Annotated in this window: 16 protein-coding genes; 7 read left to right on the top strand and 9 right to left on the bottom strand. The window is 71.0% G+C overall.

Features of this window, described 5'->3' with window-relative positions:
- Nucleotides 1-288: 288 nt before the first annotated feature.
- Together AB0M43_RS27665 and AB0M43_RS27660 are read right to left on the bottom strand one after the other, a co-directional pair.
- Entirely contained in the window at nucleotides 289-1236 is a 948-nt protein-coding gene (locus AB0M43_RS27665) for a DUF3883 domain-containing protein (RefSeq protein ID WP_363728701.1), read from the bottom strand.
- 196 nt (nucleotides 1237-1432) lie between these two features.
- Nucleotides 1433-1924, bottom strand: coding sequence for an SRPBCC family protein (locus tag AB0M43_RS27660; protein ID WP_363728700.1), 492 nt, complete (start codon nucleotides 1922-1924; stop codon nucleotides 1433-1435).
- 294 nt (nucleotides 1925-2218) lie between these two features.
- Here AB0M43_RS27660 and AB0M43_RS27655 point away from each other — a divergent pair, with 294 nt between their 5' ends.
- On the top strand, nucleotides 2219-2809 hold the full coding sequence (locus AB0M43_RS27655) for a hypothetical protein (protein WP_363728699.1): 591 nt from the start codon (nucleotides 2219-2221) through the stop codon (nucleotides 2807-2809).
- Nucleotides 2810-3019: 210 nt separating this feature from the next.
- Here the strand turns inward: AB0M43_RS27655 and AB0M43_RS27650 are convergent, their stop codons facing one another.
- Together AB0M43_RS27650 and AB0M43_RS27645 are read right to left on the bottom strand one after the other, a co-directional pair.
- Entirely contained in the window at nucleotides 3020-3598 is a 579-nt protein-coding gene (locus AB0M43_RS27650; protein WP_363728698.1) for a hypothetical protein, read from the bottom strand.
- A 103-nt stretch (nucleotides 3599-3701) separates the two neighbouring features.
- Nucleotides 3702-4199, bottom strand: coding sequence for a hypothetical protein (locus tag AB0M43_RS27645; RefSeq protein WP_363728697.1), 498 nt, complete (start codon nucleotides 4197-4199; stop codon nucleotides 3702-3704).
- A 519-nt stretch (nucleotides 4200-4718) separates the two neighbouring features.
- Between AB0M43_RS27645 and AB0M43_RS27640 the strand changes: the two genes are divergently transcribed.
- On the top strand, nucleotides 4719-5447 hold the full coding sequence (locus AB0M43_RS27640; RefSeq protein WP_363728696.1) for a class I SAM-dependent methyltransferase: 729 nt from the start codon (nucleotides 4719-4721) through the stop codon (nucleotides 5445-5447).
- Nucleotides 5448-5662: 215 nt separating this feature from the next.
- Here the strand turns inward: AB0M43_RS27640 and AB0M43_RS27635 are convergent, their stop codons facing one another.
- Both AB0M43_RS27635 and AB0M43_RS27630 read right to left on the bottom strand, forming a co-directional pair.
- Nucleotides 5663-6478, bottom strand: coding sequence for an MBL fold metallo-hydrolase (locus AB0M43_RS27635; RefSeq protein WP_363728695.1), 816 nt, complete (start codon nucleotides 6476-6478; stop codon nucleotides 5663-5665).
- Nucleotides 6465-6851 (bottom strand): hotdog domain-containing protein, encoded by a 387-nt coding sequence (locus AB0M43_RS27630; RefSeq protein ID WP_363728694.1) that lies wholly within the window; start codon nucleotides 6849-6851, stop codon nucleotides 6465-6467. The genes AB0M43_RS27635 and AB0M43_RS27630 overlap by 14 nt, the downstream gene beginning before the upstream one ends.
- Before the next feature lie 53 nt (nucleotides 6852-6904).
- On the opposite strand from AB0M43_RS27630, the gene AB0M43_RS27625 reads away from it, so the two are divergent.
- Nucleotides 6905-7870: a phosphatase PAP2 family protein gene (locus AB0M43_RS27625; protein WP_363728693.1), complete on the top strand. Its 966-nt coding sequence runs from the start codon at nucleotides 6905-6907 to the stop codon at nucleotides 7868-7870.
- Complete coding sequence (gene bluB, locus AB0M43_RS27620; protein ID WP_363728692.1) at nucleotides 7867-8574, top strand: 5,6-dimethylbenzimidazole synthase; 708 nt, start codon at nucleotides 7867-7869, stop codon at nucleotides 8572-8574. The genes AB0M43_RS27625 and bluB overlap by 4 nt, the downstream gene beginning before the upstream one ends.
- 82 nt (nucleotides 8575-8656) lie before the next feature.
- Here the strand turns inward: bluB and AB0M43_RS27615 are convergent, their stop codons facing one another.
- Genes AB0M43_RS27615 through AB0M43_RS27605 form a run of 3 tightly spaced genes read right to left on the bottom strand, consistent with a single transcriptional unit; the run spans nucleotide 8657 to nucleotide 10907 of the window.
- Complete coding sequence (locus AB0M43_RS27615) at nucleotides 8657-10072, bottom strand: PH domain-containing protein (RefSeq protein ID WP_363728691.1); 1416 nt, start codon at nucleotides 10070-10072, stop codon at nucleotides 8657-8659.
- Nucleotides 10069-10569, bottom strand: a complete 501-nt coding sequence (locus tag AB0M43_RS27610) for a PH domain-containing protein (protein ID WP_363728690.1) — start codon at nucleotides 10567-10569, stop codon at nucleotides 10069-10071. Before AB0M43_RS27610 ends, AB0M43_RS27615 begins: the two co-directional genes overlap by 4 nt.
- A complete protein-coding gene (locus AB0M43_RS27605; protein WP_363728689.1) occupies nucleotides 10566-10907 on the bottom strand; it encodes a hypothetical protein in 342 nt (113 codons plus the stop codon). Before AB0M43_RS27605 ends, AB0M43_RS27610 begins: the two co-directional genes overlap by 4 nt.
- A 224-nt stretch (nucleotides 10908-11131) precedes the next feature.
- Here AB0M43_RS27605 and AB0M43_RS27600 point away from each other — a divergent pair, with 224 nt between their 5' ends.
- The 3 genes from AB0M43_RS27600 to AB0M43_RS27590 are packed head-to-tail and all read left to right on the top strand — an operon-like array spanning nucleotide 11132 to nucleotide 14096.
- Complete coding sequence (locus AB0M43_RS27600) at nucleotides 11132-12214, top strand: MoxR family ATPase (RefSeq protein ID WP_363728688.1); 1083 nt, start codon at nucleotides 11132-11134, stop codon at nucleotides 12212-12214.
- Complete coding sequence (locus AB0M43_RS27595; protein ID WP_363728687.1) at nucleotides 12211-13149, top strand: DUF58 domain-containing protein; 939 nt, start codon at nucleotides 12211-12213, stop codon at nucleotides 13147-13149. Before AB0M43_RS27600 ends, AB0M43_RS27595 begins: the two co-directional genes overlap by 4 nt.
- Nucleotides 13146-14096 (top strand): VWA domain-containing protein, encoded by a 951-nt coding sequence (locus tag AB0M43_RS27590; protein ID WP_363728686.1) that lies wholly within the window; start codon nucleotides 13146-13148, stop codon nucleotides 14094-14096. The genes AB0M43_RS27595 and AB0M43_RS27590 overlap by 4 nt, the downstream gene beginning before the upstream one ends.
- Nucleotides 14097-14113: the final 17 nt, after the last annotated feature.

The raw sequence follows: 14113 nt of genomic DNA, 5'->3' as shown, positions 1-14113 counted from the left end.
GCATTACTCCTCAGTACGAGAGTTTTCCGGCCGGGCCGAATCGGATTCTATCGGGCGGGCCTGGCGGTCGCTGACCCGATGGAGTATCCCCAAAGGGTGGCTTTGTGTGCCTGGCGTCCCCCAACGGCTCATTGAGCATACTGAGGGCTGGCCTGCCCCGGAGCCAGCCGTTTGGCTGATACGCCTTGGTCAAATGCGGTCACCCAGCGTCATGTTGACTCTGCTGTTGGCTCGCGCGACAGGTAGGTCCTCGCCCGACGCACGCGGCGGGTGAGGACCGTGGAAGTACTACTTCCAGGAGCTCGGGACTCGACCGAGCCAACCCGTGGCCTGGAGATCCTCTGCCGGAGCCCTGTAGCTCGGGAAATGGCGGAGCTTGCCACCGCTAGCCGTGTACGGACGGGCGCTGCGATCGACCCGGATGTCGTTGACCACGATCAGGTCGGCGCCGTCCGGGCAGTTTCGGAAATGTCGAACCTCGTTGGGGGTGTATTCGACGTCGGCGCCAGCGCCACTGGTCCCCTTGACCTCCACGTGCTTCTCCTGCCCGCTGGAGTTGGTGCACACCAGGTCGTAGGGCTTGCCGAGTTCGACCACGTTGTGCCATCCCTGAGAGCGCATGTGGGTGATGGCCAGCTGCACCGCGTGCTTCTCGATGGTCGACCGCAACTCCGGGTCGTTTGACCGCCCTGCCCCGCGGCGGTTACGCGGTGCCGGTGAGGGCGGGAGAATGCCGAGGGTCTGGCTGAGGTCTGGCTGGTAGTCGCCGTCGTACGGCACGTTCATTTTGTCGAGCAGCAGCTCGAGGTCGCCCACTGCCAGGATGCCGCGGTTGCCAGTGGCCGCAAGGCGAAGGTTCTCCGCGAGGCTGCCGAGAACGTCGTCCTGGGACGCTGAGACATCGTCCAGCGAGGCGACTGGAGTGATTCCGAATCGGTACGGGTAGATGATCTCGCCGCTGTGCAGTTCGTCTGGCCAATGAGGAGCTTTGCCGACGTAGCGCGGGACTGTCACCTGGCAGAGGCCGATGCTGAGTCTCCCCGTCTGCCAGGGGCCGGACTTCATCCGCGGACTGCCTCCGCTGTGTCCGAAGCCGAACAGCATCCACCGGATGTCCTGAGCGTAGTCCGGATCGTCATGATTAAAACCCCAAGTCTGGGTGTCGATACCGTGCTGGAGATTGCGGCGGCCGTTCGTGGTCGACGATGACCACACGGACAGGACAAGTTCTTTCATCGGTAGCCCTACCATCTCAGGGTGCGTTAGCGTGGCACGCTAACCGTATCTCATTGATGCAAAGGGCGGTAGGGCTACGCGCTTTTGAGGTCAGGCCTTCGAGTCCTACGGCGGCAGGTGGTCGGGTCGACCGTGGAGCTGGGTCGCTGGCGGGGAGATGGCGGAACCTAGGGCTGCCTCATGTGTGGCACCTCTACTAGCTCGGCCTGAGGGCCTTGCCGGCTGCTGCGAGTACCACCGGATCTGTGCAGCCGAGCGCGTAGCCGGCGATGCGGCGGCGGATCTCCCGCCCCAGTAGCCACGACCCGATCCACTCCGCGACAGGCCTGACGAACTTCGGGTGGCACCGGAAGTTGTAGCGCCATGTGGCCAGGGTGTGCCCCGGCTCCTCGGCTGCGGTGAACCGCCAACCACCTGCGAAGACCTCGAAGAACCACGGACCCCGGACCATCTTCATGCCCACGTGGCTCGGCGGCTGGTAGGACACGTACTCGCTGACCATCGACGCGCCCAGCCGTGACCGGGTGAACGTCCGCACTCCTTTGTCGGGATGCGTCGCCCCGTCGAGGAAGTGCTGCTCGCTGATGAACCGGTCCCAGCGGTAGCGCACCGGTGCCGTGGTCTGGGACACGGCGAAGGCCAGCTCCGGCGGTACCGGAACGACGACCGTGGCTTCCACGACTGGCACCTGCCCAGTATCAGCCATCAGGGCCAGGCGAGCGCCGGCCCAGCCCGTTTCGGTTGGACAGTCAGGGGGACGTCGGCCAGGTGGCCACCAGAGTTGGCGAGCTGCCGTCGTCTGAGCGGCCCGCGCTGTCCAGGCCCGCTGGGCCGCCGAGTCCCGGGCCACCCGTGTCGCCTAGACCGCGAGGAACCTCCGTGACCACCTGTCGCCCCCACGACACCCCACCCTGACCTGACCGAGAGCCCACCGGAACCCCCGTCCGGAAGCTGATTCCAACAACTTCTCACGGAGGAATCCATGAAGCTCACCCAGCGCCTCATCGTCATGGTCGCCCTGCTGGCCTCGATGGCCGGCGTGGCCCTCGCCCCCAGCCCGGCCGTCGCCGGCGGCACCAGCGGAGTCAACCCGCTGCTCGTCTTCTGCTGGACCTACTGGGACAAGGACGGCACCCCGCACAAGTACTGCTGGGTCGCCTTCCCGGTGATCACCGCCCCGCAGTACCCGAACCAGGAGCACACCGTCCAGCTCGACACCGACCTCCCGGTCGACGGCGACGCCTTGGTCCGCAACACCGCCGACGGGATCGGCTTCACGGGAGAGGCCGCGATGACGGCCGACCCGGTGAAGAAGGCCCGCTACCAGGCCGCCGCCACGGCAGCCTTCGACCGGGCGGTCACCACGCTCGGGGCGGCGACGCCGCGGGTGGTGGCGGACAGTACCCGTCAGCCGTGGTTGACCGCTTCCGGCGAGGACATCGTGGACGGCCTGGTGCTCCTGAAGCGCGCTCAGGCCGACCCGGCGAACGCGGCCAGCTACCGGGCAGCGGCCCAGGCCCAGTTCGACGAGGCCCGCTACGAGGCCTCCCACCAGGTGGTCATCGCCGGCTGACTTGAGCGGCATGCGGACGGACACGCCACAGGCGTGTCCGTCCGTCGGCACGCCCGGATCCCTAAGCTGAGCCGGCGGGCACTCAAGGCCGGCCACGAGTCCAGGCCGGATCGTCGTCGGAGCAGGAGCAGGAGCAGGAGCAGGAGCGCGTGCGTGTGTCGTCGAGGATCGATGCTCGGCACTGAAACGCCCGGATCGAGGTCAGGTTCCTCAAACAGCGCCCGGCAGCCACTCCGCATAAGCGATCATCAGCCGGTCACGCACACCAGTGCTGCGTGTGAAGAGGTCGATTCCACCGTCATAGGGGTGGTAAACCCACGCGCAGCTGCTGTCAGTCAGAGTGACCTCGTCGGTCCCGTCGTTGGCGACGCACTCCAGGAGCTCATCGAGCGCAGGCGATCCCAGGCGCACCTCGGAAGCGAAATGGTGCTGCCACGAATGGAATCCTGGTTCTGTGGCCCGATCATCGCTGCGCCAGTGCGTCGCCTCGGGCATGATGGCGGCGACCCCGATGTCGCGCGGAGTCACCTCGGAAGTCGCTGACCAGGAGCAGGTGACTGCCACCAGTCGCTCATTCGATCGCTCGGGCCCGACCAGCTCGCCAAGAATCTCGTGGTGCCGTCGCAGAATCTCGGCCCCCTCGGCCGGTGAGCTGGCGTAGCGCGTTCCCCCGGGAAGCGTATGGAACCGGACGTGCCGTTCAGGGAACCGGCCACGTAGTAGCCGAGCGACGGGCGGACTGCCCTGCCAGAGGTCGCCCCACGCACGATCGAGTCCGGCGATGTCCACGCGCAATCCCGACACTCCCGTCGTCCTCCTGATTCGCCGTCCGCAAGACGTAGTCGAGCCAACCGTAGCCGCAGCCTGTGACGACCTCGCCACAGTTGCCGACTCAGAACCTGCACACCACCGCCGTGGCGTCATCCCGCCGCTTGTACCGGGGCCACCGCACCCCCTCCGGATCCCGGTCCTCCCACTCCCGAGTCAGGGCGATCAACTCACCAGGACCCCGCGAATACCCGAACTCCACCAGCTCCGGCCACGTCAAAACCCCGAACTCCGCAGCCAACAACGCAGCCCCGTCCGACATCAACAGAGCCCCCCGCACCCCACCCACACTCCCCACCCGAGCATGCGCGGCGGCGGCAGGATCGGTCTGCGCGATCCAGTACCCATCTGGTTGGTTGCGGATCTTCTGCTGCGCCTGGATCAGCTCGTACAAAGGCCGCCCACCCCGAGCCTGCCCCGCCGCAGCAGCCATGTCCGGAAAGAATTCCTCCACCCTCTTGTCGCACACCACCACCGGCTCATCCCCGACATCCAGCACCACGGTCGCATCCGACAACACCAGATAGTCGACCTCGTCCCCCCGCTCCCGCACCATCGCCACCGTGCACCCGGGCGACCCGGGATGCCCCAACTCACACGTGTCCCGATGCGCCGAAGCCACAGCCGCAATAGCCAACCCAAGAACTTCATCGAGGGGTACTGACTCCCCAGCCCCCAACAACCGCCACCCCAACTGCTCCACGAACCACGGCGTCCCGTGCACACACCCGGTCTCGGCAGCCTCGGTCAGCCCGTCCAACACGACAGCGACCCGAGAAGTAGCCCCGGCCCAGTCCTCGTTCCGCCCATCCACCCGCCCGGACTCACTAGCAAAACTGACCCGCACAGTCCCCCCATTCCTCGAAGAACCCATCGTGCCACCGCCCTCCGCCCGGGACGGGCGGAAGCGGTGACACGCCTCCCAGCGCGGACAGCGTGCCCACCCCGGAGATCAAGGGAGCCGCCCGACCCGCCGCCCGGAGCCACCGGCAATCCGTCCAGTCCTCAACAGACATCGAACCGACGGGGCGGCGCGATCCAGGCTGGCGGCACTAGGCTGAACCGGCGGGAAGGAGGCCGGATGGACCGCGACATCCGCGACGTCGAGGACGTGCTGAGACTGCTGGACGGGCTGCTCGCGCCCGGTGCCGACCGGTGGACGCCCCACGGCGGCGCCGACTGGTGGGACGGCTTCTACGCGGACCGCGACCGCCCCGTGCCGTTCTTCGCGGACAAGCCCGACGAGAACCTGGTGTCGTACCTCGACCGAGGGCTGATCACCCCCGGCCGCGCCCTGGACCTCGGCTGCGGCCCCGGCCGTAACGCGCTGCACCTGGCCGCCCGGGGCTTCCAGGTCGATGCCGTCGACCTGTCTCCCGCCGCGATCTCCTGGGCCCGCGACCGGGCCACCGCCGCCGGGCTCGACATCGCGTTCCACTGCGGCGACGCGTTCGCCGGGACGGCCCCGTCCGGGCCGTACGACCTGATCTACGACTCCGGCTGCTTCCACCACTTGCCGCCGCACCGCCGCGTCAGCTACCGCGCACTGCTCGCCCGGTCGCTGGCCCCCGGCGCCCACTTCGGGCTCAGCTGCTTCGCCGCCGGTGCGATGGGCTCCGAACTGCCCGACGCCGAGCTCTACCGGCACGGCGGCCTACAGGGCGGCGTCGCGTACACCCCGGAGGCCCTGCGCTGGATCTTCGCCGACCTGACCGAGGTCGAACTGCGCCGCATGCACGACGAGCCCGCCGACTCGCCCCGGTTCGGCGAACAGTTCCTGTGGACCGCCCTCTTCCGCCACGACGCCTGACCCCGGCACACCCGACACACCCACACCGCGACAACTCCCCGACCCCTGGACCAGTACGGGCCGGTGGGGTTGGGTTCGGAGGGAGTCAAAGGCTCTTCTCCCTCCGAACCCAACCCCACCGGCCGCCCCACGTAGACCCCAACAACCCGCGACGTACCCGTCAGATCGCTGTCCTGCTCCGCACGTCAGCACCACCAAAGGCCGGTAGCGCCCCGTCAGCTCCGCCCCGACAACTCCACGAACCCCCGGCCGACCGCCTCCAACGCGAACGCCGCCCCCAACTCCGGCCACCGGCTCAGAGCCAGCTCGGCCACGGCGGACACGTCCGCCCCGTCGGCGTGCCCCTCCCGGATCGTCCAGTCCAGCCCCGCGAGGTCCTTGCGCTGCTCCTCGACGAACTCGCGCCCCACCACGTCCCCGTGCCCCGGCACCACCGGACCGTCCGCGCACAGCTCCAGCAGGGCGCCGAGCGCGTCGGGCCACGACAGCGGGTACGCGTCCGCGAACGACGGCGGCGCGCCCTCCTCCACCAGGTCCCCGGCGATCACGACCCCGTCCACGGCCACCACCAGGTCGCCGGGGCTGTGCCCGAGGCCGAGGTGCCGCAGGTGCACGGACCGGTCGCCGAGGTCGAGGGTGTGCGAGGTGCGCACCCGGTGGGTCGGGGGCGTGACGACGACGTCGAGCAGGCCGTCGAGGCCCGGGGTGGTGCCCCAGCTCTCGTACACCCGGCGGGTCAGGGTCTCGGAGTTCTCCGCCAACCGGTCGGCGGTGGCCTCGTGCGCCCAGATGTCGCAGTTGGCGAAGGCGGCGTTGCCGAAGCAGTGGTCGAAGTGCGCGTGGGTGTTGACGACGGTCAGCGGCAGGTCGGTGACGGCCCGCACGGCCACCTCCAGCTCGGCGGCCTGTCGGGGGGTGGACAGGGTGTCCACGAGCACCGCGCCGTCCGCGCCGAGGATCAGGGAGATGTTGACGTCGAGCACCGGGTACCGCCACACCAGAATGCCCGGGGCGATCTCACGAAATCCCATGCGCCTTCTCCACGAATCGGTGCCGGTCGACGACGAGCCGTTCGATCCGGCCCTCGGCGACGAGCGTGTCGGCGTCGTGCAGGGTCACTGTGAAGATCAGCCTACGGCCCTGGACGTCGGCGAGAATGGCTTCGCAGACGACGGTGTGCCCGATGATGGACGGCGCGAGGTGCGAGAACTCGACGAGTACCCCCACGGTCGTGCTGCCGCTGTTGATCTTCCTGGCGGTCGCGGCCACCGTCGCGGCCTCCGCGAGGGCCAGCGCGCGGGGCGTGCCCAGCACGGGAACGTCCCCCGAACCCAGCGCCTGGGCGGTGTCGGCGTCCGTCACGGTCATCTCGAGACGGGCTGACAGGCCCGGCAGCAGCTCCATGTGCTCAGCCTAACGGTGGAAGGCCCTCGGGCACCCGATAGGCTGGGCCGGCTATGACAGCCGAGGAAACCGACACCGCAGGTGCGTCCCGCCGTCGCCGGATCATCGGGATGGGCGTGTGGGCGGCCGCTTTCGTCGTCGGTTGGCTGGTCATCGGCCTGCCGACCGACCCGATCTACGCCTTCGGCTGGCTGTGGGCGGCCACGATCGCCTGGAACAACAACCGGCCGTGGCGCTACCATCTGGGTTTCGTTCGCGACTGGCTGCCGATCGTCTCGCTGCTGGTGATCTACAACCTGTCCCGCGGCTTCGCCGGCAAGGGCATCCCGCACGTGTACGAGCTGGTCGAGTTCGACACCTGGATGTTCGGCTGGGCGATGGACGGCCTGACCCCGACGGTGTGGCTGCAACGGGAGCTCTACGACCCGGCCACCATCCACTGGTGGGACGTCGCCGGCAGTTGGGTCTACTTCTCGCACTTCGCCGCCGCCCTGGTCGTGGCCGTCGTGCTCTGGCTGCGCAGCCGTGAGCTGTGGGCGCGGTTCATCCGGCGCTGGTTCTTCCTGTCCTTCATCGGCCTGATCACGTACTTCGCCTACCCGGCCGCCCCGCCGTGGTGGGCCGGCAAGTACGGGGTCGTCGACGAGGTCGCCCGGATCTCCACCCGGGGCTGGCAGGCGATGGGCCTGCACGGGGCCGGCAACATGCTCAACGCCGCCCAGGTCAACGTCGCCAACCCGGTCGCGGCGATGCCCAGCCTGCACACCGCGTTCGCGCTGCTGGTGGTGGCGTTCTTCTTCACCCGGGTCCGGAAGCGCTGGATCCCGCTGCTGCTGCTCTACCCGCTGGCCATGACGTTCACCCTGGTCTACTCGGGCGAGCACTGGATCATCGACGTGCTCGTCGGCTGGCTGTACGTCGGCGTCACCTTCGCCGCCTGCGCCCTCGCGGAGAAGGGCTGGGCGCGTTGGCGGGCCCGGCGGGTGACCGGGGCGAAGGAACCGGTCCCGGTTCCGTGAGGCCGGAAGCCGCCGATTCCGCCCTGCCGCACGCCACCGCCTCCGGTTCCGCGCGGCCGGATCCCACCGGTCCCGCGCGGTTCGACGACGCCTTCCGGGCCGGGTTCGACACCCTGCTGCGCTGGCGGCGCGACGTGCGGCACTTCTCGCCCGAACCCCTGCCCGCCCCGCTCGTCGAGGAGCTGCTGGACGCCGCGTGCCTCGCGCCGAGCGTCGGCAACGCCCGGCCGTGGCGGTTCGTGTCCGTGGACTCCCCGGACCGCCGCGCCGCGATCGGGGCCAACTTCGCCGCCGCGAACCACGCCGCCCTCGCCGGGTACACCGGGGACCGGGCCAGGACCTACGCGACCCTGAAACTGGCCGGGCTCCGCGAGGCGCCGCAGCAGTTCGCCGTGTTCTGCGAGGAACAACCCGTCGAGGGGTACGGGCTGGGCCGGGCCACCATGCCCGAGACCCTGCGCTACTCGGCCGTCCTCGCCGTGCACACCCTGTGGCTGGCGGCCCGGGCGCACGGGGTGGGGGTCGGCTGGGTGTCGATCCTCGACCCGGTGGCAGCCGCCGCGACCCTGGAGGTGCCGCCGACGTGGCGCCTCGTCGCGTACCTGTGCCTGGGGTATCCGCTCGCCGAGTCCGAGACGCCCGAACTGGAACGGCTGGGGTGGCAGGCGCGGACGGGCGCGTGCCGCGAGGTGCTGCGCCGCTAGCCCGGGACGCCGCCGGGCGGGCCGCGAGGTGCCGCGTCGCCGGCCCGGGACGCGGCCGGGCGGGCGGCGGGGTGCCGCGCCGCTAGTTCCGGGAGGCCGCCGCGCGCGCGTGCAGCTCGGCGGCGAGCCAGTTCGCCTCGGCCACGGTGCGGTAGTCGGCCGTCACCCGCGACCCGCCCGCCGTGTGCACCCGCACCGACGCGAGCCCGAGCCGGCGCTGCCAGGGGCCCTGTTCGAGGCTGACGGCCTGGATCCGGGTGTACGGCACGACCGTCACCCGGGGACTGAACAGCCCCGACCGGGTCACGAACAGCTCGGGGGTGAGCCCGAAGCCCAATGTCCGGGCCCGCACGGGAGCCCGCCAGCGCGCCCGCTCCGGGGCCGGGGCCAGCGGCATGGTCGCCGCCACGGCCGCGCCCGGCAGCGCGCGTTCCAGGATCGGCCACGCGGTGCCCGGGTCGGCGACGGGCAGCAGGGTGTCGCCGGTGATCGCCTCGCCCTCGCCGGTCCGCACCCCGGCGACGTGCAGCTCGCAGGCCACCCAGCCCTGCGAGCGCCACAGCAGCGGCCGGACCACGGCCACGGACTGCACCCGCTCCGCCGGGACCGTCTGGTGCCGGGTCTCGGTCGCGCCGTGGCTGATCCGCAGCCCCTCGGGCACCGCCGCGACGGTGAAGTTGTAGAACCGCAGGAACCGCCGGATCGGGGTACCGAGGGTGCCCAGCGCGGCGGTCACCGTACCGGCGATCCCGACGAACGACAGCTCCGGGTTGAACGAGAACAGGACGATCGGGACGGCGAGCGCGAACGGAGACAGCAGCGCCGACCAGGTGAGCGCCTGGGACACGGCCAGATCCCGCAACGCCACTTGGTGCAGCACCTCGGGGGCCGGTTCGTCCTCGACGGCGCGTGTCCGACCGTCGGAGGGAGCCGCACCCGTCGCCGGTGTCGTGCCGGGGTGGCCCGCGCCCACGTCGCTGTCCGAGCCCGTGCCCGCCTCCTGCCCGGGGCCGGAGGGCAGACCCGCGTCCCAGTGGTCTTCGCCCGCGTCGGGCGTCGGCACGGCGGCCGGTCCGCGCTTCAGGGCCAGCAGCTCCACCCGGAGCCGTTCGGCGTCGACCACCGGCAGGTACGCCAGCCGCGCCTCCGACTTGTCCCCGCCGACCACCTCGATCCTCAGCTCCGCGAGCCCGGTCAGCTGGGCCAGCAGCGGCCGGATCACCTCGATGGACTGCATCCGCTCCAGCGGCACCGACCGGTTGCGCCGGACGAGGAGCCCCTCCTGGATCCGCAGTTCCCGGTCCACGACCTCGAAGTTGCTGACCCGCCAGGCCACGAACGAATACGCGAGCGCGCCCGCGCCGCCGATCGCCACGATCAGCGCGCCCTGCTGGAGCCCGAACCGGGCGAAGCCCTGCCAGGACAGGGCGGCGATCACCACCCAGAACGCCCGGACGCCCTTGAGCAGCGGGGTCAGCGGGTGCAGCCGCTGGCTCACAGGCCCTCGGTCCCGTGCCGGCCGAGCGCGGCGAGCCGGTCCCGCAGCCGCACGGCCTCGGCGGGCGCGAGGCCCGGCACCGTGGCGTCGGCCCCCACGGCGGCGGTGTGCATCTGCACCGTGGCCAGCCCGAACAGCCTCTCCACGGGCCCGACGGCCACATCCACGAACTGCATCCGGGCGTACGGCACGATGGACAGTCGACGGATCAGCAGCCCGTGCCGGACGAGCAGGTCGGCGTCGCGTTCCGCGTACCCCCAGGACCGGATCTGCCGGACGAGGAACGGGGCGCGCACGAGGCCGTAGACCACGACGGCGACGGCCCCGGCGAGGGCGGGCCACCAGTCGGTCACCAGCCAGCCGACCAGCCCGGCGACGGCGAACGCGAGCGTCCCGGTGGCCAGCGAGATCAGCCGCACCAGCACGTACCGCGGCGAGAGTTTCTGCCAGGTGACGTCGGGCAGCGGGTCCAGCGGGCTCGTGCTCGGGTCCGTCATGACTCCACGGTAGCGTCCGGCGCACCCGGATCCCCGGCAAGCGCCGCGCGCCCGTCACCGCCGGGCGTCGTGCCCAGGTCCCCGCCACCGGGCGTCGCGCCCGGGCTCCCGTCGGCGCCGCCCGGCGTACCCGTCAACGGCTCTGTGCCGAGGAGGAACCCGCGCGCGTCCAGGAAGGCGGAGAGCGAACCCCGGTGCTCGTCGCAGGCGACCCACACCTTGCGCCGGTCGGGCGCGTGCAGTTTCGGATTTCGCCACACGACGGACCAGGTGGCGGGGGATTTGCATCGTTTCGCGGAGCAGATGATGGACTCGGCGGAGCTGATTGTCTCGCTCATGACGCCCAAGTCTGAAGGATGAGGAGCGCCGGGCAGCCACGGGGGAAGCTGCCCGGCGTCGATGCCAATGCTACACGCGGCCCCGGGGGCGATGTCCAGCACAGGTTGCGGCCCGGGGCGAGAATTTACCGGGGCCGAACGGAGCCGGTCGCGGTGCGCACGGCCGGGTGGTGCCGGCGTGTAATGCTGGGGGTCGACAAGCTCACCATCACCGTGGAGGTTCCGTGTCGACCCAGCAGACCACGCCCGCCCAGGACGCGACGCTCCTGGAGAAGGCGTTGTTCGAGGTCAAGCGCGTGATCGTCGGTCAGGACCGGATGATCGAGCGGATGTTCGTCGCGCTGCTGGCCCGGGGACACTGCCTGTTGGAGGGCGTGCCGGGCGTGGCGAAGACCCTCGCGGTGGAGACGATCGCGAAGGTCGTCGGCGGTTCGTTCGCCCGGGTCCAGTTCACCCCGGACCTGGTCCCGGCGGACCTGGTCGGCACCCGGATCTTCCGGCAGTCCAGCGAGAGCTTCGATGTCGAGCTCGGCCCGGTGTTCGCCAACTTCCTGCTCGCCGACGAGATCAACCGCGCGCCCGCGAAGGTGCAGTCGGCGCTGCTGGAGGTCATGGCGGAGCAGCAGGTGACGATCGGGGGCAAGGCGTACAAGGTGCCGCTGCCGTTCCTCGTGATGGCCACCCAGAACCCGATCGAGCAGGAAGGCGTCTACCCGCTCCCGGAGGCGCAGCGCGACCGGTTCCTGCTCAAGATCCAGGTGGGCTACCCGACGGACGCCGAGGAGCGCGAGATCGTCTACCGGGTCGGCGTCGCCATCCCCGAGCCGAACGTCGTGTTCGCCCCGGAGGACCTGACCACCCTGCAGAAGAAGGCCGACGAGGTCTTCGTGCACAACGCGCTCGTCGACTACGCGGTCCGGCTCGTGCTGGCCACCCGGTCGCCGGCCGACGCGGGGCTGCCGGAGATCGCCCCCCTGATCCAGTACGGGGCGAGTCCCCGCGCCTCGCTCGGCATCGTCCGGGCGACCCGGGCGCTGGCCCTGCTCCGGGGCCGCGACTACGCCCTGCCGCAGGACGTGCAGGACATCGCCCCCGACATCCTCCGCCACCGGCTCGTGCTGTCCTACGACGCGCTCGCCGACAACATCCCGGCGGAGCAGATCGTCGAGCGGGTGCTCCAGGTCGTGCCGGTGCCCACGGTGGCGCCCCGGCAGCAGGCCGCCGCGCACCCGGCCCCGACCGGCGGGCCCGCCCCGGTGTACGCGCCGGCGCCCCAGCCCGCCCCGGCCAGCCCGGGCGCCTGGTGACCGGGCGGCCCGCCACCAGGCCGCTCGCCGCCGGGCCGCTGACGACGGAGCGGGCGGAGGTCGTCCTCTCCAAGCTCCAGCTCCTGATCACCCGCAAGCTCGACGGCCTGCTCCAGGGCGACTACCTGGGGCTGCTGCCCGGGCCGGGTTCGGAGCCGGGGGAGTCCCGGGAGTACCGGCCCGGTGACGACGTGCGCCGGATGGACTGGCCGGTCACGGCCCGGACCACGGTGCCGCACGTCCGGCAGACCGTGGCCGACCGGGAGCTGGAGACGTGGATGGCCGTGGACCTGTCGGCCTCGCTGGACTACGGCACCGCCAACTGCCTCAAGCGCGACCTGGTGGTGGCGGCCTCGGCGGCGATCTCGCACCTGACGGTGCGCGGCGGCAACCGGATCGGCGCGGTCGTCGGCACGGGCGAGGGCGTGACCCGGCTGCCGGCCCGGCCGGGCCGCAAGGAGGCCGACGGGCTGCTCCGCCAGCTCGCCCGGACCCCGATCCGCCCGGGCCGCGCCGACCTGGGCACCCTGATCGACAAGCTGAACTCGCCGCCGCGCCGCCGGGGGATGGCCGTGGTGATCTCCGACTTCATGACCCCGACCGGTTGGGAGCGTCCGCTGCGCAAGCTGGCCGTCCGGCACGAGGTGCTGGCCATCGAGGTGGTCGACCCGACGGAGCTGGAGCTGCCCGACGCGGGCGTGCTCACCCTGGTCGACCCGGAGACCGGCTACTCGCACGAGGTGCAGACCGGCGACGCCCGGCTGCGGGCCCGCTACGCCGCCGCGGCGGCCGAGCAGCGCGCTACGATCGCGCGGGAGATCCGGCGTGCCGGCGCGGCCCAGCTGCGGCTGCGCACCGACTCCGACTGGCTACTCGACATCGTGCGCTTCGTCGCCGCCCAACGGCACGCGCGTACCAGGGGGACCACCCGATGATCCGTTTTCTCGAGCCGTGGTGGCTGCTGGCGGTGCTGCCGGTGCTGGTGCTGGCGGGCGCGTACGTGTGGCGCCAGCTCCACCGCCAGGCGTACGCGCTGCGGTTCACCAATGTGGACCTGCTCAAGACCCTGGCCCCCCGCGGCCTGGGCTGGCGGCGGCACGCGGCGGCCGTGGCGTTGCTGTTGAGCCTGCTGGTGCTGTCCACGGCGATGGCCCGGCCCTCGACGGACGCGCGGACGCCGATGGAGCGGGCGACGGTGATGATCGCGCTGGACGTGTCGCTGTCGATGCAGTCCAGGGACGTGGCGCCGAGCCGGATCCAGGCCGCCAAGGACGCGGCGAAGGACTTCGTGAAGCAGCTGCCGAAGTCGTTCAACATCGGGCTGGTGTCGTTCGCGAAGAGCGCGAACGTGCTGGTGTCCCCGGTGAAGGACAAGGAGGCGGTGGTGGCGGCGATCGACGGCCTGCAGCTCGCCGAGTCCACGGCCACCGGCGAGGCGGTGTTCACGTCGTTGCAGGCCATCCAGTCGGTGCCCGCCGACGGGGCCCAGGGCGCGCCGCCGGCCCGGATCGTGCTGATCTCCGACGGTTTCCGGACGTTCGGCCGGTCGATCGAGGAGGCGGGCCAGGCGGCCGCCGCCGCGAACGTGCCGGTGTCGACCATCGCGTTCGGGACGGACGAGGGCACGGTGGACATCAACGGACAGACCACCCGGGTGCCGGTGGACCGGGTGTCGCTGGAGAAGCTGGCCACGTCGACCAAGGGCCACTACTACCAGGCGGTCACGAGCGAGCAGCTCAAGCAGGTGTACCAGGACATGGGCCACTCGATCGGGTACCGCACGATGTCCCGGGAGATCAGCCAGTGGTTCATCGCCCTGGGGCTGTTGTTCGCCTTCGCGGCGGCGGGGATGAGTCTGCTCTGGACGTCCAGGCTCCCGTAACACATCGAATGTCGGTA

Source organism: Longispora sp. NPDC051575 (assembly GCF_040681875.1).
GTDB lineage: Bacteria > Actinomycetota > Actinomycetes > Mycobacteriales > Micromonosporaceae > Longispora.
Note: the sequence above shows the minus strand (reverse complement) of the source record. Positions and strands in the feature narration are given on the sequence as shown.

Bases quoted from the DNA above. Each gene is read 5' to 3' on its own strand.
- AB0M43_RS27665 (WP_363728701.1), bottom strand. From the start codon at position 1,236: ATGAAAGAACTTGTCCTGTCCGTGTGGTCATCGTCGACCACGAACGGC.
- AB0M43_RS27655 (WP_363728699.1), top strand. From the start codon at position 2,219: ATGAAGCTCACCCAGCGCCTCATCGTCATGGTCGCCCTGCTGGCCTCG.
- AB0M43_RS27640 (WP_363728696.1), top strand. From the start codon at position 4,719: ATGGACCGCGACATCCGCGACGTCGAGGACGTGCTGAGACTGCTGGAC.
- AB0M43_RS27635 (WP_363728695.1), bottom strand. From the start codon at position 6,478: ATGGGATTTCGTGAGATCGCCCCGGGCATTCTGGTGTGGCGGTACCCG.
- AB0M43_RS27630 (WP_363728694.1), bottom strand. From the start codon at position 6,851: ATGGAGCTGCTGCCGGGCCTGTCAGCCCGTCTCGAGATGACCGTGACG.
- AB0M43_RS27625 (WP_363728693.1), top strand. From the start codon at position 6,905: ATGACAGCCGAGGAAACCGACACCGCAGGTGCGTCCCGCCGTCGCCGG.
- AB0M43_RS27610 (WP_363728690.1), bottom strand. From the start codon at position 10,569: ATGACGGACCCGAGCACGAGCCCGCTGGACCCGCTGCCCGACGTCACC.
- AB0M43_RS27605 (WP_363728689.1), bottom strand. From the start codon at position 10,907: ATGAGCGAGACAATCAGCTCCGCCGAGTCCATCATCTGCTCCGCGAAA.
- AB0M43_RS27590 (WP_363728686.1), top strand. From the start codon at position 13,146: ATGATCCGTTTTCTCGAGCCGTGGTGGCTGCTGGCGGTGCTGCCGGTG.